The organism is Agrococcus sp. GW821-FHT14H11 (assembly GCF_058803545.1).
The window spans coordinates 1-22,629 of sequence record NZ_JBXAPA010000010.1; the positions used below are offsets into that span (position 1 = coordinate 1).

23 protein-coding genes and 1 pseudogene are annotated in these 22,629 nt (G+C 74.4%); 17 read left to right on the forward strand and 7 right to left on the reverse strand.

All coding sequences use genetic code 11. The annotated features are described in order from the left end of the window. Positions 1-167: 167 nt before the first annotated feature. Complete coding sequence (locus AC1RNL_RS11525) at positions 168-836, reverse strand: hypothetical protein (RefSeq protein ID WP_128190733.1); 669 nt, start codon at positions 834-836, stop codon at positions 168-170. Positions 837-921: 85 nt separating this feature from the next. On the opposite strand from AC1RNL_RS11525, the gene AC1RNL_RS11530 reads away from it, so the two are divergent. Next, positions 922-2,037 (forward strand): class I SAM-dependent methyltransferase, encoded by a 1,116-nt coding sequence (locus tag AC1RNL_RS11530; RefSeq protein ID WP_492935313.1) that lies wholly within the window; start codon positions 922-924, stop codon positions 2,035-2,037. A 290-nt stretch (positions 2,038-2,327) separates the two neighbouring features. Here AC1RNL_RS11530 and AC1RNL_RS11535 read toward each other — a convergent pair whose 3' ends face one another. After that, positions 2,328-3,152 carry a DNA glycosylase family protein gene (locus AC1RNL_RS11535; RefSeq protein WP_492935314.1) on the reverse strand — a complete coding sequence of 275 codons (825 nt, stop codon included), beginning with the start codon at positions 3,150-3,152 and terminating at the stop codon, positions 2,328-2,330. A gap of 337 nt (positions 3,153-3,489) precedes the next feature. Further along, positions 3,490-4,413, reverse strand: a pseudogene (locus tag AC1RNL_RS11540) (TerC family protein); the annotation flags it as partial. Between the two features lie 206 nt (positions 4,414-4,619). Here AC1RNL_RS11540 and ftsY point away from each other — a divergent pair. After that, positions 4,620-5,489: a signal recognition particle-docking protein FtsY gene (gene ftsY, locus AC1RNL_RS11545; RefSeq protein ID WP_128188728.1), complete on the forward strand. Its 870-nt coding sequence runs from the start codon at positions 4,620-4,622 to the stop codon at positions 5,487-5,489. Between the two features lie 4 nt (positions 5,490-5,493). Here ftsY and AC1RNL_RS11550 read toward each other — a convergent pair whose 3' ends face one another. Next, entirely contained in the window at positions 5,494-6,657 is a 1,164-nt protein-coding gene (locus tag AC1RNL_RS11550; protein ID WP_164877047.1) for an AMP-binding protein, read from the reverse strand. 85 nt (positions 6,658-6,742) lie between these two features. Here AC1RNL_RS11550 and ffh point away from each other — a divergent pair, with 85 nt between their 5' ends. Then, positions 6,743-8,284, forward strand: coding sequence for a signal recognition particle protein (gene ffh / locus AC1RNL_RS11555; protein ID WP_492935315.1), 1,542 nt, complete (start codon positions 6,743-6,745; stop codon positions 8,282-8,284). A gap of 38 nt (positions 8,285-8,322) precedes the next feature. Further along, on the forward strand, positions 8,323-8,988 hold the full coding sequence (locus tag AC1RNL_RS11560) for an NAD(P)H-binding protein (protein ID WP_128188725.1): 666 nt from the start codon (positions 8,323-8,325) through the stop codon (positions 8,986-8,988). Here the strand turns inward: AC1RNL_RS11560 and AC1RNL_RS11565 are convergent. Then, positions 8,985-10,088, reverse strand: a complete 1,104-nt coding sequence (locus tag AC1RNL_RS11565) for a GNAT family N-acetyltransferase (RefSeq protein WP_492935316.1) — start codon at positions 10,086-10,088, stop codon at positions 8,985-8,987. The two genes, AC1RNL_RS11560 and AC1RNL_RS11565, sit on opposite strands and share 4 nt — an antisense overlap. Before the next feature lie 38 nt (positions 10,089-10,126). Between AC1RNL_RS11565 and AC1RNL_RS11570 the strand changes: the two genes are divergently transcribed. Beyond that, positions 10,127-10,936: an LLM class F420-dependent oxidoreductase gene (locus tag AC1RNL_RS11570; RefSeq protein ID WP_492935317.1), complete on the forward strand. Its 810-nt coding sequence runs from the start codon at positions 10,127-10,129 to the stop codon at positions 10,934-10,936. Here the strand turns inward: AC1RNL_RS11570 and AC1RNL_RS11575 are convergent. Next, complete coding sequence (locus tag AC1RNL_RS11575; RefSeq protein WP_164877046.1) at positions 10,933-12,027, reverse strand: glutamate--cysteine ligase 2; 1,095 nt, start codon at positions 12,025-12,027, stop codon at positions 10,933-10,935. The two genes, AC1RNL_RS11570 and AC1RNL_RS11575, sit on opposite strands and share 4 nt — an antisense overlap. A gap of 185 nt (positions 12,028-12,212) precedes the next feature. On the opposite strand from AC1RNL_RS11575, the gene rpsP reads away from it, so the two are divergent. The 8 genes from rpsP (at position 12,213) to rnhB (ending at position 17,099) form a co-directional block, all read left to right on the forward strand. After that, positions 12,213-12,659 carry a 30S ribosomal protein S16 gene (rpsP, locus tag AC1RNL_RS11580; RefSeq protein ID WP_128188721.1) on the forward strand — a complete coding sequence of 149 codons (447 nt, stop codon included), beginning with the start codon at positions 12,213-12,215 and terminating at the stop codon, positions 12,657-12,659. Between the two features lie 2 nt (positions 12,660-12,661). Further along, a complete protein-coding gene (locus AC1RNL_RS11585; RefSeq protein WP_128188720.1) occupies positions 12,662-12,898 on the forward strand; it encodes an RNA-binding protein in 237 nt (78 codons plus the stop codon). 7 nt (positions 12,899-12,905) lie between these two features. Next, complete coding sequence (rimM, locus tag AC1RNL_RS11590; RefSeq protein WP_492935318.1) at positions 12,906-13,625, forward strand: ribosome maturation factor RimM; 720 nt, start codon at positions 12,906-12,908, stop codon at positions 13,623-13,625. 3 nt (positions 13,626-13,628) lie between these two features. After that, complete coding sequence (gene trmD, locus AC1RNL_RS11595; RefSeq protein WP_492935319.1) at positions 13,629-14,393, forward strand: tRNA (guanosine(37)-N1)-methyltransferase TrmD; 765 nt, start codon at positions 13,629-13,631, stop codon at positions 14,391-14,393. Between the two features lie 10 nt (positions 14,394-14,403). Further along, positions 14,404-15,045 (forward strand): hypothetical protein, encoded by a 642-nt coding sequence (locus AC1RNL_RS11600; RefSeq protein ID WP_310124600.1) that lies wholly within the window; start codon positions 14,404-14,406, stop codon positions 15,043-15,045. Positions 15,046-15,214: 169 nt separating this feature from the next. Then, complete coding sequence (gene rplS / locus AC1RNL_RS11605) at positions 15,215-15,565, forward strand: 50S ribosomal protein L19 (protein ID WP_128188717.1); 351 nt, start codon at positions 15,215-15,217, stop codon at positions 15,563-15,565. A 134-nt stretch (positions 15,566-15,699) separates the two neighbouring features. Further along, entirely contained in the window at positions 15,700-16,473 is a 774-nt protein-coding gene (gene lepB, locus AC1RNL_RS11610; protein WP_146356877.1) for a signal peptidase I, read from the forward strand. Continuing rightward, entirely contained in the window at positions 16,473-17,099 is a 627-nt protein-coding gene (gene rnhB, locus AC1RNL_RS11615; protein WP_492935320.1) for a ribonuclease HII, read from the forward strand. The genes lepB and rnhB overlap by 1 nt, the downstream gene beginning before the upstream one ends. A 51-nt stretch (positions 17,100-17,150) precedes the next feature. Here the strand turns inward: rnhB and AC1RNL_RS11620 are convergent, their stop codons facing one another. Beyond that, positions 17,151-18,968: a VWA domain-containing protein gene (locus AC1RNL_RS11620; RefSeq protein ID WP_492935321.1), complete on the reverse strand. Its 1,818-nt coding sequence runs from the start codon at positions 18,966-18,968 to the stop codon at positions 17,151-17,153. Between the two features lie 125 nt (positions 18,969-19,093). On the opposite strand from AC1RNL_RS11620, the gene AC1RNL_RS11625 reads away from it, so the two are divergent. From AC1RNL_RS11625 to dprA, 4 genes are all read left to right on the forward strand, one after another. Continuing rightward, positions 19,094-19,417 carry a DUF2469 domain-containing protein gene (locus tag AC1RNL_RS11625; RefSeq protein WP_123698192.1) on the forward strand — a complete coding sequence of 108 codons (324 nt, stop codon included), beginning with the start codon at positions 19,094-19,096 and terminating at the stop codon, positions 19,415-19,417. Between the two features lie 91 nt (positions 19,418-19,508). Then, complete coding sequence (locus tag AC1RNL_RS11630) at positions 19,509-19,862, forward strand: YraN family protein (protein ID WP_128188714.1); 354 nt, start codon at positions 19,509-19,511, stop codon at positions 19,860-19,862. Beyond that, positions 19,859-21,370, forward strand: coding sequence for a YifB family Mg chelatase-like AAA ATPase (locus AC1RNL_RS11635; RefSeq protein ID WP_492935322.1), 1,512 nt, complete (start codon positions 19,859-19,861; stop codon positions 21,368-21,370). The genes AC1RNL_RS11630 and AC1RNL_RS11635 overlap by 4 nt, the downstream gene beginning before the upstream one ends. After that, a complete protein-coding gene (dprA, locus tag AC1RNL_RS11640) occupies positions 21,367-22,587 on the forward strand; it encodes a DNA-processing protein DprA (RefSeq protein WP_364197176.1) in 1,221 nt (406 codons plus the stop codon). The genes AC1RNL_RS11635 and dprA overlap by 4 nt, the downstream gene beginning before the upstream one ends. The last annotated feature ends 42 nt before the right edge of the window (positions 22,588-22,629 follow it).

Genomic DNA, 22,629 nt, shown 5'->3' on the forward strand with positions numbered 1-22,629 from the left:
CGCTACATCGCCCGATCCATCTTCCGCCAGCTCAACGCCACCATGGCTTGACAGACGACCATAGAAGCGTCGACTCGCCGGCCTGCGGCCGGCGGCTCGACCAGCGGAGGTGGGGTGAGCCGGCGGCTCGACCAGCGGGACGCGGGGGTCGACCAGCGGGAGCGGGGTCAGCGGAGGGCCGACTCCAGGGAGACGACGCCCTCGCCGTAGATGTCGTCGACGGCCGCCTGCATCGAGCCGTCGTCGTAGAGCACCTGCAGCACCACGATGCCGTCCAGCCCGAAGTGCCCCAGCACATCCGGCCGGTCGAGCGTCATGAGGTCCTCCTGCACGGCGGCGATCGTCGCCTCGTCGAGGTCGCCGGTCGGGTGCTCGATCGCCGGCAGCGTGATCGCGGCGAGGTCGAGCAGCTCGCCGACCTGCGTGACCGTCTGCGACTCCGCGTCGTAGGTCGCCTGCATCGCGACGCCCTGCACCCATCGCACGCCCGACGTCTCCTGGTGCTCGACCGCCGCCCAGTCCCAGCCGGCGAGCGCCGGCCCGGCGCACTGGGGCGGTGCCGACTCCGCGACCGCGCCGAGGCACAGCATCGGCGTGCCGTCGGCGCCCTCGAGCACGGTGCCGATCGCGATCAGCGGCTCGACGGCGCTCGGCATGGGCAGGTCGGCGAGGCGGGCCTGCGCCTCCTCGCCCGTCACGACCGGCGGCGCGGGCGCGGTGGGGGAGTCGGATGCGGTGGGCTCGGTGCCGGGGCTCGCCCCGGGGTTCGCCGCGCAGCCCGCGACGGCGAAGACGACAGCGGCGGCGACGCAGCCGGCCAGCACGATGCTTCTCATGGCATCACGGTAGGTCTGCGGTGCCCGAACCACATCCCAACGTTCGGCGCGATTCGCGCGTCCGCGACCTGGGAGGATCGACGACGTGACCGACCGCGACGCCCTCTTCGCCCGCCTGCGCCGCAGGCCCGACGTGGAGGATCCGACGCTGCAGGCCCACGACGCATCCGACGCCCTCATCCTCGACGAGGCGATGCGCGGCGGCCGGCTGCCCGCGGACGTCGTCGTGATCGGCGACCGCCACGGGGCCCTCACGCTCGGCGCGCTGCAGGCGGGCGCCGAGCGCGTGCGCGTGCACCAGGACTCGATCGTGGGCGAGCGCGCGCTCGACGCCAACGCGGCCGAGCTCGGCATCGCCGGCTTCGCGCACCACGGCCTCGACGCATCCCTCGTCGAGGGCGCCCGGCTCGTGCTCCTGCAGCTGCCGCGCTCGCTCGACGCGCTCGACGAGATCGCCGAGCTCGTCGCCACCCACGCCGACGAGCGGGTGCGCGTCGTCGCCGGCGGCCGCGTCAAGCACATGACGATGGGCATGAACGCGCTGCTGGGCCGCAGCTTCCGCAGCGTGCACGCGTCGCTCGGCCGCCGCAAGTCGCGCGTGCTGCACGCCGAGGACCCCACCCGCCCCGGTATCTCGTGGCCCCGCACCAGGCGGCACGACCTCGACGGACTGCCGCTCGCCGTGGTCGCGCACGGCGCGGCGTTCGCGGGCACCGGCATCGACATCGGGGCCCGCGCGCTGCTCGCGCACCTCGACGCGATGCCGGATGCGCCCCACGCGATCGACCTCGCGTGCGGCACGGGGGTGCTCGGCGTCGCGCTCGCCCTGCGCCGCCCGCACGTGCGGGTGCTCGCGCTCGACGCCTCCGAGGCGGCGATCGCCTCGACGCGCGCGACCGCCGAGGCGAACGGCGTCGCCGACCGCGTCGGCGCGCACCGCGCCGACGGGCTCGAGGGCGTGCCCGACGCCTCGGCGCCGCTCATCCTGCTCAACCCGCCGTTCCACATCGGCGCCGCGGTGCACACAGGCGCGGCCGAGCGCCTCATCGCCGACGCCGGCCGCGCCCTCGCGCCGGGAGGCGAGCTGTGGTGCGTCTGGAACAGCCACCTCGGCTACCGGCAGCAGCTCGACCGCATCGGCCCGACGCGGCAGGTGCACCGCGACCCGAAGTTCACCGTCACGGCCACGCGGCGCGCCTGACCCCGGCCCGATTCACCGCGCGTTCACCCGCCCGTCACCGACACGCCGACCGCGCTCCACCGCGCAGTCGCATGCGCCTGCTCGAATGGAGGCACAGGAACCCGGCCACGTATGAGGTGGCCGGGCTTCGTGCTTCCGGGGGCTGGTGGGGCGTCCCCGAACAGGCGGAGGCCCCGAGCAGTATGAGTGCTCGGGGCCTCCGATCCTCCGAAGAGGATCCCCTTCCGAAGAAGGTGGGTTCATCATGCGCCCGGCCGAGGCGCGGCGCAAGGGGCCCCGTGGAAGTGGGTTCAACCTGCGGTCGAAGGTCTGGCGGCGGCGGCCCAGCAGCGCAGCATGAGCGCCGACCGGTGGCCGGCGCAGTCGGCCGCGAGCGCGGGCAGGTCGGCGACCCCGAGCCTCCCCGCGCCCTTCCGCACCGCGACGTCGCCGAGCAGCAGCACATCCGGGTCGCCCAGTCGCAGCGACAGGTACCCGACCGTCCACGGGCCGATGCCCTTGAGCCCCAGCAGCTGCCGCCGCATGGCATCGAGGTCGGATGCGGGGGAGACGTCGATCGCGCCGCTCGCGACCGCCTCCGCGGCCCGTCGCACGGCGGCCGTCTTCGCGGCCGGGCCGCGCAGCACGTCGGCCCCCGCCGCCACCTGCGCTATCGTCGGGAAGCAGCGGTCGACCCCCTCCTCGGCGAGTGCCGGCGGCAGCGGGTCGCCGAGCGCCGCGAGCAGCCCCAGCTGCAGCGTCGCCGCCGCGACGGTGATCTGCTGGCCGACGATCGCGCGCACGAGCATCTCGTGCGCGTCCGCGCAGCCGGGCTGCGCCAGCGCGGGGGCGGCCGCGATCGCGGCCGTCAGCGCCGGGACGCCGTGCCGCGCCGCGGCCCACGCGAGCCGCTCGTCGGCCTCCCGTCGCGCATCCGCCCCGCCGGTGCCGTCGGCGCCCAGGTCGAACACGCGCGCGAGGTCGGGATCGTCGGTGCGCGCGACTCCGTCGACGACCTCGGCGCGCGCCACCCGCGGGCCGGGGAGCGCGCGCCGGTAGCCGTCGGTCGCCACGGCCTCGACGCCCGGCACCGCGCGCGGCGCGAGCCACGCGAGGATGCCGGGCGCTCCGGTCACGGTCGGGTCAGACGTTGCGGTCGTCGCGCTCGTCGAGCTCGCGCTCGCCGAGGATGTGGCCCTCCGCGAGGCGCCGGCGCACCTCGTCGATGGCCTCCGGCTCCATGTCCTCGTGCGCCGCCTCGCGGAGCACGTCCTCGTGGAAGTCGGCGGCGGGCGCCTCCTTGCCCTTCGCGTCGACGACCTTGAGGCCGCCGGTGTGCGTCGACTCGACGCGCAGCGGGCGGTAGAACGTCGTGCCGGTGGCGTCGACGATGTGGTAGTGCCCGTCGGCGCCGAGCTCCGCCTCGGAGAGGCCGAGGTGCAGCGACGCGTCGCCGGTCTCCTTCGCCGCCACGCGCATCCGCACGAGCGATGCGACGGTCGCGATGACCATCGACGCGAGGATGACGATGAGCGAGTGCCAGGTCTCGATGTGGGGCACCCACTCGATCGGCTCGCCGTTGTTGAGGAACGGGAGCTCGTTGACCTCCATGGCGTGGAAGACGAGCTTCACGCCGATGAAGGCGAGGATCGCGGCGATGCCGTAGTGCAGGTACACCAGGCGGTCGAGCAGGCCGCCGAGCAGGAAGTAGAGCTGGCGCAGGCCCATGAGGGCGAAGATGTTGCAGGCGAAGACCAGGAACGGGTCGGTCGTCACCGAGAAGATCGCCGGGATCGAGTCGATCGCGAACAGCAGGTCGGTCGTGCCGAGCGCGATGATCACCATCAGGAACGGGGTGAAGTACTTCACGCCGTCGATCTGCATCGACGTCTTGCCGCCGTTCCACTGGTCGGTGAAGTTCACGCGGCGCTTCAGCAGCCGCACGATGAGGTTGTCCTTCTCGCCCGACTCGTCCTCGTCGCCGAAGGCCTGCTTCCAGGCGACGTAGACCAGGTAGGCGCCGAAGATGTAGAACACCCACGAGAACGACTCGATGATCTGCACGCCGACGAGGATGAAGATGCCGCGCAGCACGATCGCGATCATGATGCCGATCATGAGCACGCGCTGCTGCATCTCCTTCGGCACCGTGAAGCGGCTCAGGATGATGATGAAGACGAAGAGGTTGTCGATCGAGAGCGAGTACTCGAGCAGCCAGCCGGTGACGAACTCGCCGGCCTTGACGCCGTCGCCCATCACCCACAGCACGCCGGCGAACACGAGCGCGAGGCCGACGTAGACGCCGACCCAGGTCGTCGCCTCCTTCATGGAGGGCACGTGCGGCCGCTTCACGACGATCAGCAGGTCGAAGATGAGGATGGCGACGAGGATCGCCATGGAGGCGATCTCGAAGATCTGGTACGGAGTCAAGCGGAACGCCTCTCGGGTGGGGTGCGCGAACGGACGCGAACGTCTCTCCCGCGCAAGCTGCTGCGCCTCCGCGACCGGGAGCCCGAGGGCTCCGTGATGACGATCGCGGCGTGACGGGATACTCCCCTTCGCCAGGGGACGAGTCTACCCGGCCCGCCGCCTAGCATGGAGCCATGGCAGCGAAGTGGTCTCTCTCCGGCGCCCTGCGGGGCATGTTCCAGCGCGAGACCATCACGGAGGAGACCTGGGACGACCTCGAGACGGCCCTCATCACCGCCGACTTCGGCCCCGACATCACCGAGCAGCTCGTCGCCGCGCTCCGCGCCGACGTCGAGCGCCTCATGGTCGACGACCCGCAGGACCTCCGGCGCATGCTGCGGGAGCGGCTCGAGGAGCGGTTCGCGGCGTACGACCCGACGCTGTCGCTGCAGGAGCGCCCGGCCGTCATCCTCGTCGTGGGCGTCAACGGCGTCGGCAAGACCACCACGATCGGCAAGCTCGCCCGCTTCCTCGTCCGCAACGGCCAGTCGGTCGTCGTCGGCGCCGCGGACACCTTCCGCGCCGCCGCGGTCGAGCAGCTCGCCACGTGGGCGCAGCGCGCCGGCAGCGCGATCGTACGCCCCGAGCGGGAGGGCCAGGACCCGGCATCCGTCGCCTTCCAGACGGTCGAGGCCGCGAAGGCGCACGGTCACGCGATGTGCATCGTCGACACGGCGGGCCGCCTGCACACCAAGGGCGGGCTCATGGATGAGCTCGGCAAGATCAAGCGCGTCATCGAGAAGCAGTCGCCCATCTCGGAGGTGCTGCTCGTGCTCGACGCGACCACGGGCCAGAACGGCGTCAGCCAGGCGCAGGCCTTCATCGAGCACGCCGGCATCACGGGCCTCGTGATCACGAAGCTCGACGGCTCGGCCAAGGGCGGCTTCATCCTCGCCGTGCAGGAGCGCACCGGCATCCCCATCAAGCTCATCGGGCAGGGCGAGGGCATCGACGACCTGACAGGCTTCACGCCGCACGTGTTCGTCGAGCAGCTGGTCGGTTGAGCCTTCAGTCCGCCGTGTCCGGCCGCGTGAGCGGCCCGACGATCGTCAGCATGCCGTCCTCGATGCGCGCCTGGTCCTCCGTGATGACGGTCGCGTGCGCGCCCCGCACCCACAGCAGCCCGGTCGCGTCGCCGCGGCCCGCGTGCCCGACGATGCCGAAGTCGCTGCCCGGGAGGCGCCGGCCCGCGGTGCCCGGGTGCGACGAGAGCACCTCCGGCGTCGCGAGCGCGACCGTGCCGGTCTGCACCGATCCGTAGGCGGTGAGCACGATCGGCCCCCACACGGCGTGCAGGCGGCGCACGAGGTCGGCGTCGAGGTCCTGCCCGGCGACCAGGATGCGCCGCAGCCGGGGCGGCGCCTCGCCGGTGCGCTCGAGCTCGTCGAGGATGCCCGTGAGCTGCCCGGGCGACGCCGAGACGACCGAGACGAAGCGGTCGCGGATGATGCGGATGCGGTCGGCCGGCGGCGTGTGCGCGGCGCTCACGAGCGTCGCGCCGGTGAGCAGCGCCATGCCGAGCAGCTGCAGCCCCTTGCCGCGGTGGAGGGGAGCGCACGCGAGCATCACGTCGGTGCCCTCGACGCCCAGCCTGTCGTGGATGCCGGCGAGCTGGCGCAGGCCCTGCACGCCCATCGCCCCCTGCACGTGCGTCGTCACGGTGCCCGCGAGCGACCGCGACGGCAGCGCGATGCGCGCGCGGCGGCGCGTGCGCCCGAGCCCCGAGCCGTCGGCCGCCGACCACTCGAGGATCTGCGCGCCCGTGACCGTCGGCCCCCGGTGCCACTCGGGCGCGTCGCCGTCGTGCACGAGCAGTGCGTCGCGGGGGATCGCCGGGCGCAGCTCCTCGAGGGAGCCGGGGCTGATCGGCATGACGTCGAGGCCGAGCCGAGCCGCACCGAGGAGCGCGACGGGCATCGCCGGTCCCGCGACGGCGACCACGACGGGCCGCGGGCGGCGCTCGAGCGGATCGAGGTACAGCACGGCGGCTGCGCCCTCGGCGGCCCGCCAGAGCTCGCCGAACGTGGCGCTCCAGCCGTCGACCACCAGCCCCAGCCGGTCGCCGTGCACCCGCGCGGCGTGCCGAGCCAGCGCGGTGATCGTGAAGCCGTGGCGCCGCACGCTGCGCCACAGCGACCTCGCGTGCGTCGGCGGCATGCCTCTCAGGCGCATCCCGTCCTCCTCGTGGTGACGCATCCAGCATGCCAGGCGGCCGCGCCCGAGGTCGGCGCGGCGCGGCGGTAGACTCGGGCCCACCATGGCTGCGTTCGGTTCCCTCTCCACCCGCCTCACCGAGACCCTCGCCAAGCTCCGCACGAAGGGCAAGCTCTCCGCCGCGGACGTCGACGGGACGGTGCGCGAGATCCGTCGCGCCCTGCTCGACGCCGACGTGGCGCTCGAGGTCGTCAAGTCCTTCACCGCCGCGGTGCGCGAGCGCGCGCTCGGCGCGGAGGTGTCGGAGGCGCTCAACCCCGCGCAGCAGGTCGTCAAGATCGTCAACGACGAGCTCGTCACGATCCTCGGCGGCGAGAGCCGTCGGCTCGAGCTGGCGAAGACGCCGCCGACCGTGATCATGCTCGCCGGCCTCCAGGGCGCGGGCAAGACGACCCTCGCGGGCAAGCTCGCCAAGCACCTCGCGGGGCAGGGGCACACGCCGCTGCTCGTCGCGAGCGACCTCCAGCGCCCGAACGCCGTCACGCAGCTGCAGGTGGTCGGCGGCCAGGCGGGCGTGCCCGTCTTCGCCCCGGAGCCCGGCAACGGCGTCGGCGACCCCGTGCGCGTCGCGCGCGACGGCGTCGCCGAGGCGCGTCGCCGCCAGCACGACATCGTCATCGTCGACACGGCCGGCCGCCTCGGCGTCGACGCCGACATGATGCGCCAGGCCGCAGACATCCGGAAGGCCGTGCAGCCCGACGAGGTGCTGTTCGTCATCGACGCGATGATCGGCCAGGACGCGGTCGCGACCGCGAAGGCCTTCCAGGAGGGCGTCGACTTCACCGGCGTCGTGCTCACGAAGCTCGACGGCGACGCCCGAGGCGGCGCGGCGCTCTCGATCCGCGGCCTCACCGGCAAGCCGATCCTCTTCGCCTCCACGGGCGAGACGCTCGACGACTTCGAGCCGTTCCACCCCGACCGCATGGCGAGCCGCATCCTCGACCTGGGCGACATCCTCACCCTCATCGAGCAGGCGCAGAAGGCGTTCGACGAGGAGGAGGCGCACCGCCTCGCCGAGGCGATCGCCACCGACGGCTTCACGCTCGAGGACTTCCTCAAGCAGATGCAGCAGCTGCGCAGGGCCGGCAACTTCAAGCAGATGCTCGGCATGCTCCCGGGCGCGAAGGGCATGCGCGAGGCGATCGACTCGTTCGACGAGCGCGAGCTCGTGCGCACCGAGGCCATCATCCAGTCGATGACCCCGCAGGAGCGCAAGCAGTCGAAGATCCTCAACGGCTCGCGCCGGCTGCGCATCGCGCGCGGCGCGGGCGTCACCGTCACCGACGTCAACCAGCTCATCGCGCGCTTCGAGCAGGCCGCCAAGATGATGAAGACCGTCGCGAAGGGCGGCGTGCCGAACATGCCCGGCATGGGACCGATGCCGCCCGGCATGCGCCCGCCCAAGAAGGGCGGCAAGCCGCAGGGCAAGCAGCTGAAGCGCTCCGGCAACCCCGCGAAGCGCACCGACGCGCCCGCCGCGCAGCCGCAGGGCAGCGCGTTCGGCGCGCCGAAGCCCGACGGCGCGTTCGGCCAGCTCTCCGACACCGACCAGGAGGCGCTGCAGCGCATGCTCGGCAACCGCTGACCCAGGCGGCGCGCGCCCGCGGCGCGTACGGTGGGCGCATGGCACGCATCCTCGTCCTCGGCGCCCACGGCAGGGTCGCCCTCCTCGCCCAGCGCATGCTCAGCGACGCCGGGCACACCGTCCACGGCGCCATCCGCAACCCCGACCACGCGGCCGAGGTCGCCGAGTCCGGCGCCGAGCCGATCGTGCGCGACCTCGAGCGGCTCGAGCAGGCGGGCGTCGACGAGCTGCTGAAGGGCTTCGACGTCGTCGTCTGGTCGGCCGGCGCCGGCGGCGGCTCGCCCGAGCGCACGCGCGCCGTCGACCAGGACGCGGCGCTGCGGGTGCTGGATGCCGTGACGCGGTCGGGCGCGCGGCTCGTGATGGTGTCGTACTTCGGCGCGAGCCGCGACCACGGCATCGCCCGGGACGACCCGTTCTTCGCCTACGCCGAGGCGAAGTCCATCGTCGACGAGGCCATCCGCGACTCCGGCGCCGACTGGGTGATCCTCGCGCCGTCGACCCTGACGATGGACGACGAGACCGGCATCGAGCTCGATGCGCCGGCCGGGTCGGTGCAGCCGGGCGAGATCCCGCGCGCCACCGTCGCGCGGATGATCGCCGAGGTCGTCGCGCACCCCGCCGTGCGCGGGCTGACGCTCCGCGCGAACCGCGGGGGCACGCCCATCGCGGAGGCGCTCGGGTCGCTGCCCAACATGGGCTAGAGCTCGATCGACGCCATGTGCGAGCCGGAGACCTTCACGTAGCCGAGGCTCGCGTACAGCCCGTCGGCGCCCGTCGGGCTCGCGGTGTCGACGTCGAGCACAGCCGCCTCCATGCCGTCGGCCGCGAACGAGCGCATCCCGGCCGACAGCAGCGCGAGCGCGACGCGGCGGCCGCGGTAGGCGCGGCGCACGCCGAGCAGGTCGGTGTAGCCGAAGCGGTAGCCGCGCAGCGCGAAGTCGCCCTCGTAGCGGCTCGCGAGCTGGTACCCGACGACGAGCGGCGCGCCCGCCTCGAGGGCCGCGCGGGTGTCGTCGTCGGTCGAGGGGTCGGCGAGGAGCGCCGCGGTGTCGGGCGCGTCGTCGACGACGAGCCACGACCAGCCCGGGGCGAACTCGGTGCGGCCGCTCGTCCACTGCTCGGGCGTGGTCGGCTCGCTGCCCCAGTGGTCGCGGAACGCGTCGTTGTGCGCGAGCCTGGTGGGCTCGTCGAGCTCGGTGCTCCACGGCACGAGGCGCAGCGAGCCGGCGAGCTCGACCTCCGGGATGGGGTGCTCGGCGCCGAGCGGGCGCTTGAGGTCGGCGAACCACCGGCGCGGCTCGAAGCCGCCGGCCTCGTGCAGGCGCAGCTTCGACTCGGGCGCGTCGTCCTCGGCGAACGTCGCGATGCGCGCCGGCAGCTCCTTGCCGGAGGCCGCGAGCAGTTGCCGAGCGCGGGCGACGAGCCATGCCTGCAGCTGCGCGCCGATGCCCTCGCCGCGGCGCTCGGGGTGCACGTTGCCGAAGACGAAGGCGCGCACGGTGCGCGCGTCGCCGGGCCGGGTCTCGGCGAAGCCGGATGCGACGAGGCGGCCGTCGGGGTCGAAGCCCAGGATCGAGTCGGTCTCGAGCCGCTTCCAGGGTGCGGCGAGGCCGTCGCGCACCTCGTCGAGCGACTCGCGGTACGGCTCGCGGTCGGCCTCGCCGACGGCGCCGAGCAGCGCGGTGAGCGCCGGTGCGTCGTCGACGGTCGCCGGGCGCCACGTGAGGCCTCCGGCGGTGAGCGGCGGCAGGGTGTCGGGCGCGGCGGCGCGCTCGGCGATCGGGGCGAGGTCGGCGGTCACCGGACAAGGCTATGAGGCGGTGGCCCTAGGGTCGAGTCATGACCCACCGACCCACTCGCATCGGCGTGCAGCTCGCGCCGCAGCACACGACCATGCAGGCCACGATCGACGCCGCGCGGCGGCTCGAGGAGATGGGCGTCGACGCCGTCTTCGGCTGGGACCACTTCTTCCCGCTCTCGGGCGACGCCGACGGCGCGCACTTCGAGGCGACGGCGCAGCTCGCGGCGTGGGCCGTCGCGACGGAGCGCGTGCAGATCGGCCCGCTGGTCTTCTGCAACTCGTACCGCAACCCCGATCTGCTCGCCGATGTCGCGCGCACGATCGACCACATCTCGGGCGGCCGGTTCGTCTTCGGCATCGGCTCCGGATGGTTCGAGCGCGACTACCTGGAGTACGGCTACGACTTCGGCTCGGTCGGGTCGCGGCTCGACGCCCTCGCGGCGGCGCTCCCGCGCATCCGTGCCCGCTGGGAGCGGCTCAACCCGCCGCCCGTCGGCGCGATGCCCATCCTCATCGGCGGCAAGGGGGAGCGGAAGACGCTGCCGCTCGTCGCCCGGCACGCCGACATCTGGCACTCCTTCGTCGGCCCCGACGAGCTGCCGCACAAGCTCGACGTGCTGCGAGAGCAGTGCGACGCGCTCGGGCGCGACGTCGACGAGATCGAGGTGTCGAACGGCGCGAGCGTGCGCGACGGCGTCGGGGGCGTCGGCTTCGAGCGCCTCGACGCGCTGCACGCGGCGGGCACGCGGCTGCTGACGATCCCGCTCTCGGGCGACGACACGCCCGACGGCTACGCCCTCGACCGCGTGCCGACCTTCCTCGAGTGGCGCGACCGGAAGAACGCCTAGGCCCGCAGCTGCTCGAGCAGCTCGTCGAGCACCGCGCGGTGCCCGCCGCGCGCGAAGGCGGCGCGCTGCAGCGCGGCCGAGCCGCCGCGCTCGACGACGCGCGTGACCGCGGCGAGCGAGCGCGTCGCGCCGAGGTCGGCGGCGATCGGCGCGAGCCGCTCGACCGCGTCGCCGAGCGCGTCGCGCACCGGCTGCAGCGTGCCGTCGGCGTCGACGATCGCGGTCGCGTCGAGCCCGTCGCGGGCCGAGCGCAGCTTGTTCTCGCGCACGAGCCACGAGGGCAGGTGGGCCGGCTCGTGCCCGGCGTCGAGCGCCCGCGACGCCTCCTCGACGAGGCAGTGCGTGAGCGCGGTCACCGCGGCGAGGTCGTCGATCGACGGCGCGCCGTCGGCGATGCGCACCTCGAGCGTGCCGAGCGTCGGCGACGGCCGCACGTCCCAGCGCAGCTCGGCGAGGTCGTCGATCACGCCCGCGCGCAGCATGTCGGCGAGGGTGCGCTCGTACTCCGCCCAGTCCTCGAGCATCGGCGGCAGCCCGCCCGTCGGCAGCTGCTGGAACAGCATCGTGCGGTGCGAGGCGTAGCCCGTGTCGGCGCCCTGCCAGAAGGGGCTCGAGGCCGAGAGCGCGAGGATGAGCGGCAGCCGGTCGAGCATCGTGCGCAGCAGCGGCACGACCTTGTCGCGCTGCTCGACGCCGACGTGGTTGTGCACGCCGAAGATGACGAGGCGGCGGCCCCAGTCGCCGGCCTTCTCGATCACGCGCCGGTAGCGCGGGTCGTCGCCCTGGCGCTGGTCGCGCCACTGGCTCGTCGGGTGTGTGCCGGTGCCCACGAGGGCCGCGCCGATCCGTCCGGCCGCCTCGACGGCCGTGTCGCGCATCCGCCGCAGCTCGTCGACCGCGTCGTCGGTGGTGTCGTGCACGCCCGTGATGAGCTCGATCATGCTCGTGAGGAACTCGTGGTCGAAGCGGCGGTCGCCGATCGCCCGCAGCAGCTCCTCGGCCCGCGGCACCATCTCGCCCGTCGCCGGGTCGACGACGGCCAGCTCCCACTCGACGCCGAGCGTCGAGCGGGCGGACGGTGCGAACTCCATGGCTCGAGGGTAGGGCCGCGCGGCCGGATGTCGCGCGGGTCGTGCCAGGGTGTGCCAGAATGGGGGGTCGAGCACGCGCCCCGACCCTCTACTCCGGCGCGCGCCGCTCACCGAGCTTTGCGGGTCGCGCATCACCCACGTGCGCAGGCCGCGGTGCAACCACGAGAACACAAAGCAGGAGAACTGTGGCAGTCAAGATCCGTCTGAAGCGCTTCGGCAAGATCCGCGCGCCCTACTACCGCGTCGTCGTGGCGGACTCGCGCACCAAGCGCGACGGCCGCGTCATCGAGGAGATCGGCAAGTACCACCCGACCGAGCACCCGTCGCTCATCGAGATCGACAGCGAGCGCGCGCAGTACTGGCTCGGCGTCGGCGCGCAGCCGACCGAGCAGGTCGCGGCGCTGCTGAAGCTCACCGGCGACTGGGGCAAGTTCTCGGGCGAGGGCTCGACCGAGAACCAGGTCAAGCAGCCCGAGGGCAAGAAGGCGTTCGTCGCCGACGAGGCCAAGAAGCCGGTGCTGAAGCCCAAGGCCGAGAAGCCCGCCGAGGCGCCCGCCCCGGCCGCGACCGAGTCGACCGACGCCGAGGAGGCCGCCCCGGCCGCCGACGAGGCCGAGAAGACCGAGTCCTGAGCATGCTGCGCGATGCTCTCGAGCACCTCGTGAAGGGGATCGTCGATCGCCCGGACGAGGTGCGCGTCGGCGCGCGCGACTCGCAGCGCGGCGAGGTCCTCGAGGTGCGCGTGCACCCCGAGGACCTCGGCCGCGTCATCGGGCGCGGCGGTCGCACCGCCGGCGCCCTGCGCACCGTCATCGGTGCGCTCCCCGGAGGACGCCGCGTCCGCGTGGACGTGGTGGACACCGATCGCTAGGCCCGCCGTGCCCGCGCGCACGCAGCTGCGCGTCGGCCGGCTCGCCAGGGCCCACGGGCTGAAGGGCGCGATCAAGGTCGAGCTCTACACCGACGAGCCCGAGCGCCGCTTCGTGCCCGGCGCGCGCTTCGCGCTGCAGGTGCCGACGTCGTCGAAGTGGCACGGCAAGTCGATCGAGCTGCTCGAGCTGCGCGTCTACAACGGCAGCCCCGTCGCGTTCTTCGCCGGCGTCACCGACCGCACCGAGGCCGAGTCGCTCATCAAGGCCGTGCTGTGGGTCGAGCAGGACGCCACCGAGCTGCCCGCCGAGCCGGACGCCTGGTACGTGCACCAGCTCGCCGGCCTCGACGTCTGGCGCGACGGCGAGCGCATCGGCCGCGTCATCCGCGTCGACCCGCTGCCCGCGCAGGACATGCTGATCGTCGAGCACCGCGGCGAGGAGGTCATGGTGCCGTTCGTGAAGGCGATCGTGCCCGAGGTCGACCTCCGCGCGGGCCGCATCACCGTCACGCCGCCGCCCGGGCTCTTCGAGGAGCTCGAGGCCGCCGACGACGAGACGACCGCGCCGGCGACGTCCGACGACGCCGCGGCGGACGACGACGAGGCGCCGGCCGCAGCGACGGGTGCCGCGGCCGACGCGGCCCTCGCCGACGCGATGGTGGCCGACGTGCCCGCCGAGCCCGAGGCATCCGCCGACGGCGCCGGCGACCCGCCCGCGCGGGGCTGAGCCGTGCGCCTCGACATCGTCACGATCTTCCCGGAGTTCTTCGGGGTGCTCGACGTCTCGCTGCTCGGACGGGCCCGCCGCGACGGGCTGCTCGAGCTGGGCGTCCACGACCTGCGGCAGTGGACCCACGACCGGCACCGCACCGTCGACGACACCCCCTACGGCGGCGGCGCCGGCATGGTCATGCGGCCCGAGCCGTGGGGCGAGGCCTTCGACGCGCTCCTCGGCCCGTCGGACGACGGCGCGGAGTCGGATGCGCTGGTCGTGTTCCCGACGCCCGCGGGCGTGCCCTTCACCCAGGCGCTCGCCCGGCAGCTCGCCGCCGAGCCGCGCATCGTCTTCGCGTGCGGCCGCTACGAGGGCATCGACGCGCGCGTCGCCGAGCACGTCGCCGGCCGCGCCCGCGTGCTCGAGGTCAGCCTCGGCGACTACGTGCTCAACGGCGGCGAGGTCGCGGTGATGGCGATGATCGAGGCGATCGGCCGTCTCGTGCCGGGCGTCGTCGGCAACCCGGAGTCGCTCGTCGAGGAGAGCCACGAGGCGGGCCTGCTCGAGCACCCGTCGTACACGAAGCCGCAGACCTGGCGCGGGCTCGAGGTGCCGGAGGTGCTGCGCAGCGGCAACCACGCGGCGATCGCCGCCTGGCGCCACGAGCAGGCGCTCGAGCGCACGCGCCGCGTGCGCCCCGACCTGCTGCCCGCCGACGCGGCGGGGGAGGGCGACCAGCCCTCAGCGAACACCCGGGCGCGCCCTGCCGCCGATCGGTAGCCTCGGGGGCATGGCCACGAGCGCGAGCACCCCCGGCAGCCGGCGCCCGGCAGCGACCGGTGCCGACCGCCCCTGGCCGCTGCGCGCCTTCTTCTGGACGATGGTGGCCTCGATCATCGCGCTGCCCGCGTGGATCATGTTCGGCCGCGGGCTCGCCGGTGCGCCGCTCGGCGACGCGCTGCTGCTGCAGGCCTTCCTCGGCCCGGGCCTCGCGCTGCTCATCGGCCTCGTCGTGGGGCTCACCGTCGCGCGCAAGGAGGTGCGCCGGCCGCGCGCCGTCACGTGGCGCGACGTGCGCCTCATCGGCCCCTGGCTGCTCGTCATCGCGCTCATGGGCCTCACGGTGGTCGACACCGCCGGCGGCCGCACCGGCAGCGCGCTCACCGCGTGGCTCGGCGACGGCTGGCTCACCGCATCCCAGTCGTTCACCGCCATCGCCGTGATGGCGACCATCATCGGCGGCGCGGTGCTCGCGTGGCTCCAGGTGCTCGAGCTCGGCCGCGAGACGCGCGCCCGCGTCGAGCGCGTCGTCGCCGACCTGCAGGCGCCCGTCATCGAGCAGCGCGCCCGCCAGGAGGACGCCGCCTTCGAGCGCATCGACGGCCCGCAGGCGGGCCGCGTCATCCGCATCGAGGACGACGACCGGCGCTGACGCCGCGCTCGGGTTCGCGCCGGGCATCCGCGTGTGGCAGAATGGCCCGTTGGTGCCATGCACTGCTCCCGCTCTCGAGCGGCCTCTGCCACAGGGGAGAGCACACCGGCACCCCACCCCGAACCCAGAACGCGGCCGACCTGTGGCGGCTGCAGAGAGCGATACCGCCATGCACATCCTCGACAAGGTCGACGCAGCCAGCCTCCGCACCGACGTCCCCGACTTCCGCCCCGGCGACAACGTCAAGGTCCACGTCAACATCATCGAGGGCTCGCGCTCGCGCGTCCAGATCTTCCAGGGCGTCGTCATCGGCCGCTCGGGCCACGGCGTCCGCGAGACCTTCACGGTCCGCAAGGTGTCGTTCCAGGTCGGCGTCGAGCGCACCTTCCCCGTGCACTCCCCGGTCATCGACCGGATCGAGCTCGTCAGCCGCGGTGACGTCCGCCGCGCGAAGCTCTACTACCTGCGCGGCCTGCGCGGCAAGGCCGCCAAGATCCGCGAGAAGCGCGACCACTCCTGATCGACGCGAACGGGGCCGGCGGCATGCCGGCCCCGTTCGTCGTGCTCGTGGCCGAATCGTGATCGACGGCGGCGCGCGCGGCGCGGGGCGGGCACGCGCTCGCACCTAGACTTGCCGAGGGCGAAAGGGCGGGGATGACGGAGACGGTCGAGACCGGCGAGACGGGCCGGGGCGACGGCGGATCCGGGCGCGGCTTCCTGCTGTTCCTGCGCGACCTGGCCGTCATCTTCCTGGTCGCGCTGCTGATCTCGTTCCTCGTGAAGACGTTCCTGATCCGGCCGTTCTGGATCCCGTCCGAGTCGATGAACGACACCCTGCAGGTCGACGACCGCATCATCGTGAGCCTCCTGACGCCGACGGTCTTCGCGATCGACCGCGGCGAGGTCGTCGTGTTCGAGGATCCGGGCGGCTGGCTGCCCGAGCCGGAGCAGGAGGAGGAGACGGGCCTCGTCGGCGCGATCGACTGGTTCCTGACCTTCGTCGGCCTCGCGCCCGAGGACGACCACGGCTACCTCATCAAGCGCGTCATCGGCCTGCCCGGCGACCGCGTGCAGTGCTGCAACGAGTTCGGGCAGCTCACGGTCAACGGCGTGCCCATCGACGAGCCCTACCTCCACCTCGACCTCGCCGGCCAGCCCGCGAGCTCGATGTCGTTCGACGTGACGGTGCCCGAGGGCCACCTGTGGGTGCTCGGCGACAACCGCAACCACTCGGGCGACTCCCGCGCGCACATGGACGCCCCGGGCGGCGGCTTCGTGCCCATCGCCTCGGTCGTCGGCCGCGCCGTGCTCATCTCGTGGCCCGTCGAGCGCTGGACGTGGCTCGACAGCTACGACTCGTCCTTCGTCGGCGTCGAGCCGCAGGGTGCGGCGGTCGCCCGCGAGCTGCCGCTCGTCGTCCCGGGCTGATGCCTGCGGTCCCGACGCTCGAGCTCGAGCGGGAGCTGTGGGCGGATGCGTCCCTCGTCATCGGGATGGACGAGGTCGGCCGCGGCGCGCTCGCCGGGCCCGTCAGCGTCGGCGCGCTCGCGCTCGGCGCCGACTGCGGGCCGACGCCCGAGCACCTGCGCGACTCGAAGACGATGACGGTGCTGCGGCGCACCGCGACGGCGCCGCTCGTGCGCTCGTGGGGCGTGAGCGCCGTCGGCCACGCGACGAACGAGGAGATCGACCGGCTCGGCATCCAGCTGGCGCTCGGCCTCGCCGGCCGCCGTGCGCTCGTCGGGCTGCACGAGGCCGGCATCGACGTGCCGCGCGCCGCGATCCTCCTCGACGGCACGCACGACTGGCTCGCGCCGGCGCTGCGCGCCCCGGTGCGCACGATCCTGCGCGCGAAGGCCGACCGCGACTGCGCCTCCGTCTCGGGCGCCGCGCTCGTCGCGAAGGTCGAGCGCGACGGGCGCATGGTGGAGGCCGACGGCGTGCACCCCGGCTACGGCTGGCACTCGAACAAGGGCTACGGCTCGGCGGCCCACCTCAGCGCGATCGCCGAGCTCGGGCCGAGCGCGCTGCACCGGCGCACCTGGCTGCACTGACGCATCCGCGCCCGCAGGCGCAGCCGCGCCGCGCGCCGGCGCGCGGCGGGCTCAGACGTCGAAGGCGCGGCGGGAGCGCCGCTGCCACAGCCACACGACGAGCGCGATGATCGCGATGAGCACGGCGCCGATCGCGATGAGCACGCCGATGAGCGCCCACGGCACGGCCGTCTGCCCGGGCTCGACGCCCTCGGCGGCGACCGCGTCGTCGCCGCTCGGCGGAGCGCCGGAGAAGTCGGGCGCTGCCTGCGTGTCGCCGACCACCTCGATGGTGACCAGCAGGCGCGACGGTGTGGTGCCCGCGTCCGCGCCGAAGCCGACCGCGACGATGTGCTCGCCCGACATCACCGCGCGCCGCACGAGGCCCGGGTTCGCGTCGAAGCGCACCGGCGCGGTGGTCGCGGCGACCGCGGCGCCCGCCTCGGGCATCGCCTGCGACCAGCGCGTGCCGTCGGCCGTGGTCGCGAGCAGCGCCGCGACATCCGCCCCCACCGGGTCGAGCACCTGCAGGATGCCCCACGCATTGGCAGGCGCGGGCAGCGACGGATCGAGGCTCGCGTGCACGCGCACCGACTGGTCCCAGTCGGCCTGCACGCGGAAGAACTGGAACTCGCTCGGCAGCATCTCGGTCGTGTAGGAGCCGGGCTCGAGCAGCGGTGCGTCGTTGAGGCTCGAGCCGCCCACGACCGCGCCCGCGGCGCCGTCGGCGGGGAGCGCGAGCTCCCAGCCCCGCTCCGCGTCGATCGGCGGCGGCAGCTGCGCCGCGTTGCTCGGCCACGCGTGCTCGGCGATGCGCACCTCGAACGGCACCGGCGCATCCGGCGGCATCACCACCTCGAGCCGCAGCAGCAGCTGCTCGGCGGTCGCGCACGGGTGCTCCGGCGAGCCCTCGACGGCAGAGAGCCGGCCGGAGAAGACCGAGAAGCGGTCGTCGCCGAGCGCGATGATGTCGGTCGTGTCGCACGACTCGCCCGCGAGGGTGGCGAGCGTCGCGTCGACCTCGAGGCTGCCCTCGTGCGGCAGGCGGCCGGCGAGCCCGACGTGGAGGACCGAGCCCGGCTCAGCGCGCTGGATCAGGTAGTGCAGCGAGAGGCTGTCGCCGCCGAGCTCGTCGACGTACTGCGTGCCGGGCACGAGGGCGGGCGCGCCGTCCGCCGAGCCCGTCCCGTCGATCGGCTCGCCGACGACGTCGAACGGCCGGAACGCCCGGGTCGAGAGGCGCTCGAGCGCGTGCTGGAGGCTCGACGCCTCCGACACGTCGAGGTAGTCGCCGCGGCCGCGGTCGGCCACGCACTGCAGCTGCTCCCGCGCCGCGTCGTCGACGTCGAAGCCGATCACGTCGATGCGCAGCGCGATGTCGTTCGCGGTCAGGTCCGCCGCGACGACGCAGGGGTCGGGATCGCAGTTGGCGATGCCGTCCGAGACCAGCAGGATGGCGCGCTGGCCGGTGTCGCCGAGGTCGGCGTCGGCCTGCTGCAGCGCGTGCCCGATCGGCGTCTCGCCGGCGGGGGAGAGCGCGTCGACGGATGCGCGGAGCGCGTCGCGGTTGTCGGCGCCGATGGGCACGAGCTGCTGCGAGTCGGTGCAGGAGTCCGCGCTGCCGAGCGCCGACGCGCCGAAGACGCGCAGCCCGACGCGGTTGGCTTCGGGCAGCTCGCCGATGACGACGCCGAGGGCCGACTGCGCCGCGTCCATGCGCGAGGTGCCGTCGGTGGTGGCCTCGGCCATCGAGCCCGAGGAGTCGACGACGATCATGAGCCCGCCGTCGCCCGCGGAGGGCGACGTCGCGGTCGCGGGGACGGGCGTGAGCGCGCCCGCGCCGAGCGCGAGCGCGCCGCTGAGCGCGAGCGTCAGGACGATCCGCCGCATGGCAGCTCCGTTCCGTGCAAAGTTTCCGGTTCAGAATCTACGACCTCCGGGCTGTGCACGGTGCGCAGCGCGCCTCAGCATCTGCGAAGCGGTCGCCCTGGGTCCGGTGGACATACGATGGCGGCATGGAACCCGAGGACATCGAGGACTACGACCGCGAGGTCGAGCTGGCCCTCTTCAAGGAGTATCGAGACGTCGTCGGCATGTTCAAGCACGTGGTCGAGACCGAGCGCCGCTTCTACCTCGCGAACGACGTGAAGGTCACGCGGCACGACGCCGGCACCGACTTCTACTTCGAGCTCGAGCTCACCGACGTGTGGGTGTGGGACATCTACCGCTCCGACCGCTTCATCAAGTCGGCGCGGGTGCTGACGTTCAAGGACGTCAACGTCGAGGAGCTCGCCTCGCGCGACCTGGAGCTGCCGAAGGACCTCGCGATCGAGGAGTGACCGGCGACGGCCGCCCGGCGACGGCGGCCGTTCTCCACAGGCGGGCACCGTGCCCGCCCGCGCGCCGCCGCGCATCCGCTTCCATGCCCGCATGCGAGCGAAGGATCAGCTGGGCCTCGACGGCGAGGCGGCCGCGAGCGTGCACCTCGAGCGGGCGGGCATGCGCATCGTCGACCGGCGATGGCGCTGCCCGCACGGCGAGCTCGACATCGTCGCCCTCGACGGCGAGACGCTCGTCTTCGTCGAGGTGAAGACCCGCCGCGGGCTCGGCTTCGGGCACCCGTTCGAGGCGATCACGCCCGACAAGGTGCGGCGGCTGCGCACGCTCGCGGGGCTGTGGCTCTCGGCCACCGGGCATCGCGGCCCGATCCGCATGGATGCCGTGGGCGTCATCGCGCCCCGCTCGGGGACCTGGCGGGTCGAGCACCTGCGGGGCATCGAGTGAGCGGCTTCGGCCGCGCCGCGTGCGTCGCGCTGCAGGGGCTCGCGGGCGTCGGCGTGCAGATCGAGGTGCACGCCTCGGCGGGGCTGCCGCGCGTGCACATCGTCGGGCTGCCCGACCGCGCGGTGCAGCAGGCGCAGCACCGCACCTGGAGCGCCATCGCCCGCATGGGGCTCAGCGCGCCGCAGGGCAAGACCGTGATCAACCTCACGCCCGCGTCGCTGCCGAAGGCGGGCACCCACTTCGACCTGGCGATGGCCGTCGCGGTGCTGCGCACCTCCGGGGTGGTGCCGCCCGACGACGGCGAGACGGCGCTGCTGGGCGAGCTGGGGCTCGACGGCCGCCTGCGGCCGGTCGCGGGCACGCTGCCGCTCGCCCGCGCCGCGGCCGAGGCGGGCATGACCCGCATCGTCGTGCCCACGGCGTCCGTCGACGAGGCGTCGCTCGTGGCGGGCCTGCGCGTGCTCGGCGCGCCGAGCCTCGCCCATGCGGCGGCGCTGCTCGGCGCCGAGCTCGACCCGGAGCCCGTCGAGCCCGTGACGGCGGCGCCCGCGCCGCAGCGGGAGGCGGCGGCGCTCGACCTCGCCGACGTCGTCGGCAACCGCGACGCCGTCGCCGCGCTCGAGGTCGCCGCCGCCGGCGCGCACCACCTGATGATGGTCGGGCCGCCCGGCGCGGGCAAGACGATGCTCGCGATGCGGCTGCCGGGCATCCTGCCGCCGCTCGAGCCCGAGCAGGCGCTCGAGGTCGCGTCGCTGCGCTCGCTCGCGGGCGAGCCCCCGCCCTCGACGCTCGACGTCGTGCCGCCGTTCGAGCAGCCGCACCACTCGGCGACCGCGGCAGCGCTCATCGGCGGCGGCTCGGGCACGATCCGGCCCGGCGCCGCGGCCCGCGCGACGCACGGCGTGCTCTTCCTCGACGAGGCGCCCGAGTTCCCGCGCACCGTGCTCGACATGCTGCGCCAGCCGCTCGAGTCGGGCACCATCACGATCCACCGCGCGGCGGGCGTCGCCGCCTTCCCCGCGCGCTTCCAGCTGCTGCTCGCCGCCAACCCGTGCCCGTGCGGGCTCTTCGGCACCGGCGACTGCACGTGCGCGCCGCAGCAGCGGCGGCGCTACTTCGGCCGGCTCTCCGGTCCGCTGCTCGACCGCGTCGACCTCCACGTGCGCGTCGACCGCGTGGCGCCCGGGCTCGACGGCGACCGGCGGACGACAGCGGATGCGTCGGCGCGGGTCGCCGAGGCGCGCGCCCGCGCCGCGCGCAGGCTGGCCGGCACCGGCTGGACGGCGATGGGCCACGTGCCGGGCCCGTGGCTGCGCCGCAGCCTCCCGCTCGACGCGAGCCTGCTCGAGCCGCTGGTCGTCGCGGTCGAGCGGGGCGCGCTGACGATGCGCGGCATGGACCGCGCCGTGCGCGTCGCGTGGACGATGGCCGACCTCGACGGCGCCGACGCGCCCACGCGCGCCCACATCGGTCGAGCGCTCGCCCTCAGGAAGGGGATCCCGGCATGACGCCGTTCCGACTCGAGCCTGCGCGGCTGCGCGAGGCGGTCGTCCCGACGCTGCCGCCGGGCGCGGCCGAGCCCGATGACGCGGCCGTGGCCGCTCGCTTCGCCGCCGGTGCCTGGACGGTGCTGCCCGAGCCGGGCGACGGCGCCGCAGGCATCGTGCGCGAGCGGCTCGGCGCCGTGCGCGCGCTGCAGCTGCTGGTGGAGGGCGCCTCGGCCGCCGACTGGGGTCGCGAGCTCGACGACGCCGAGGATCGGCGGGCGGTGGCCGACGCGCTCGGCCGCTGGCAGCCCCGCCTCGCCGCCGAGCGCATCCTCGCCGCCTTCGCGCAGGGCGCCGCCTTCGGCCAGCGGCTCGTGACGCGCGACGACGCGCACTGGCCGGCCGGGCTCGATGACCTCGGCCCGCACGCGCCGGCCGCGGTCTGGGTGCGCGGCGACCCGGCGGCCCTGTCGGCCTGCGCGCGCTCGGCCGCGCTGGTCGGCTCGCGCGCGTCGTCGGGCTACGGCGAGCTCGTCACCGCGCAGCTCGCCTCCGGGCTCGTCGCGCGCGGGTTCGCGGTCGTCTCCGGCGGCGCCTACGGCATCGACGGCGCCGCGCACCGGGCCGCGCTCGCGGCGGGAGGCACGACGGTCGCGGTGCTCGCCGGCGGGCTCGACCGCTTCTACCCGGCCGGGCACGACGAGCTGCTGCGGCGGGTCGCCTCGAGCGGCTGCGTCATCGCCGAGGCGCCCAGCGGCGTGCCGCCCACCCGCTGGCGGTTCCTCGCGCGCAACCGGCTGATCGCGGCGCTCGCGAGCGCGACGGTCGTCGTCGAGGCGGGGCAGCGGTCGGGCTCGATCAACACGGCGGGGCACGCGGCGGCCCTCGGGAGGCCGCTCGGCGCGGTGCCAGGCCCGGTCACCTCAGGCTCCAGCACCGGCTGCCACCGGCTGCTGCGCGAGTACGGCGCGGCAGTGGTCGAGCGCGCGGAGCACGTCGTCGAGCTGCTCGACGGCCCGGGCGAGGAGCAGCACGCGCTCGGCGGGATGACGAGCGACGAGCTGCGGGTGCTCGACGCCCTGAGCGCCCGCGCGCCGCGGGGCGTCGACGAGCTGGCGGTGCGCACGGGCATGGCGAGGGGAGACGTCGTCGCGTCGCTCGCGCTGCTCGAGCTCGGTGCGCGGGCCCTCGAGCGGGCGAGCGGCTGGGTGCGGGCGGCGCCGCAGGGGAGCGGGTGAGCGGGCGCCCCGCCTCCTGCCGCGGCGCGCTGGGCGACGCCG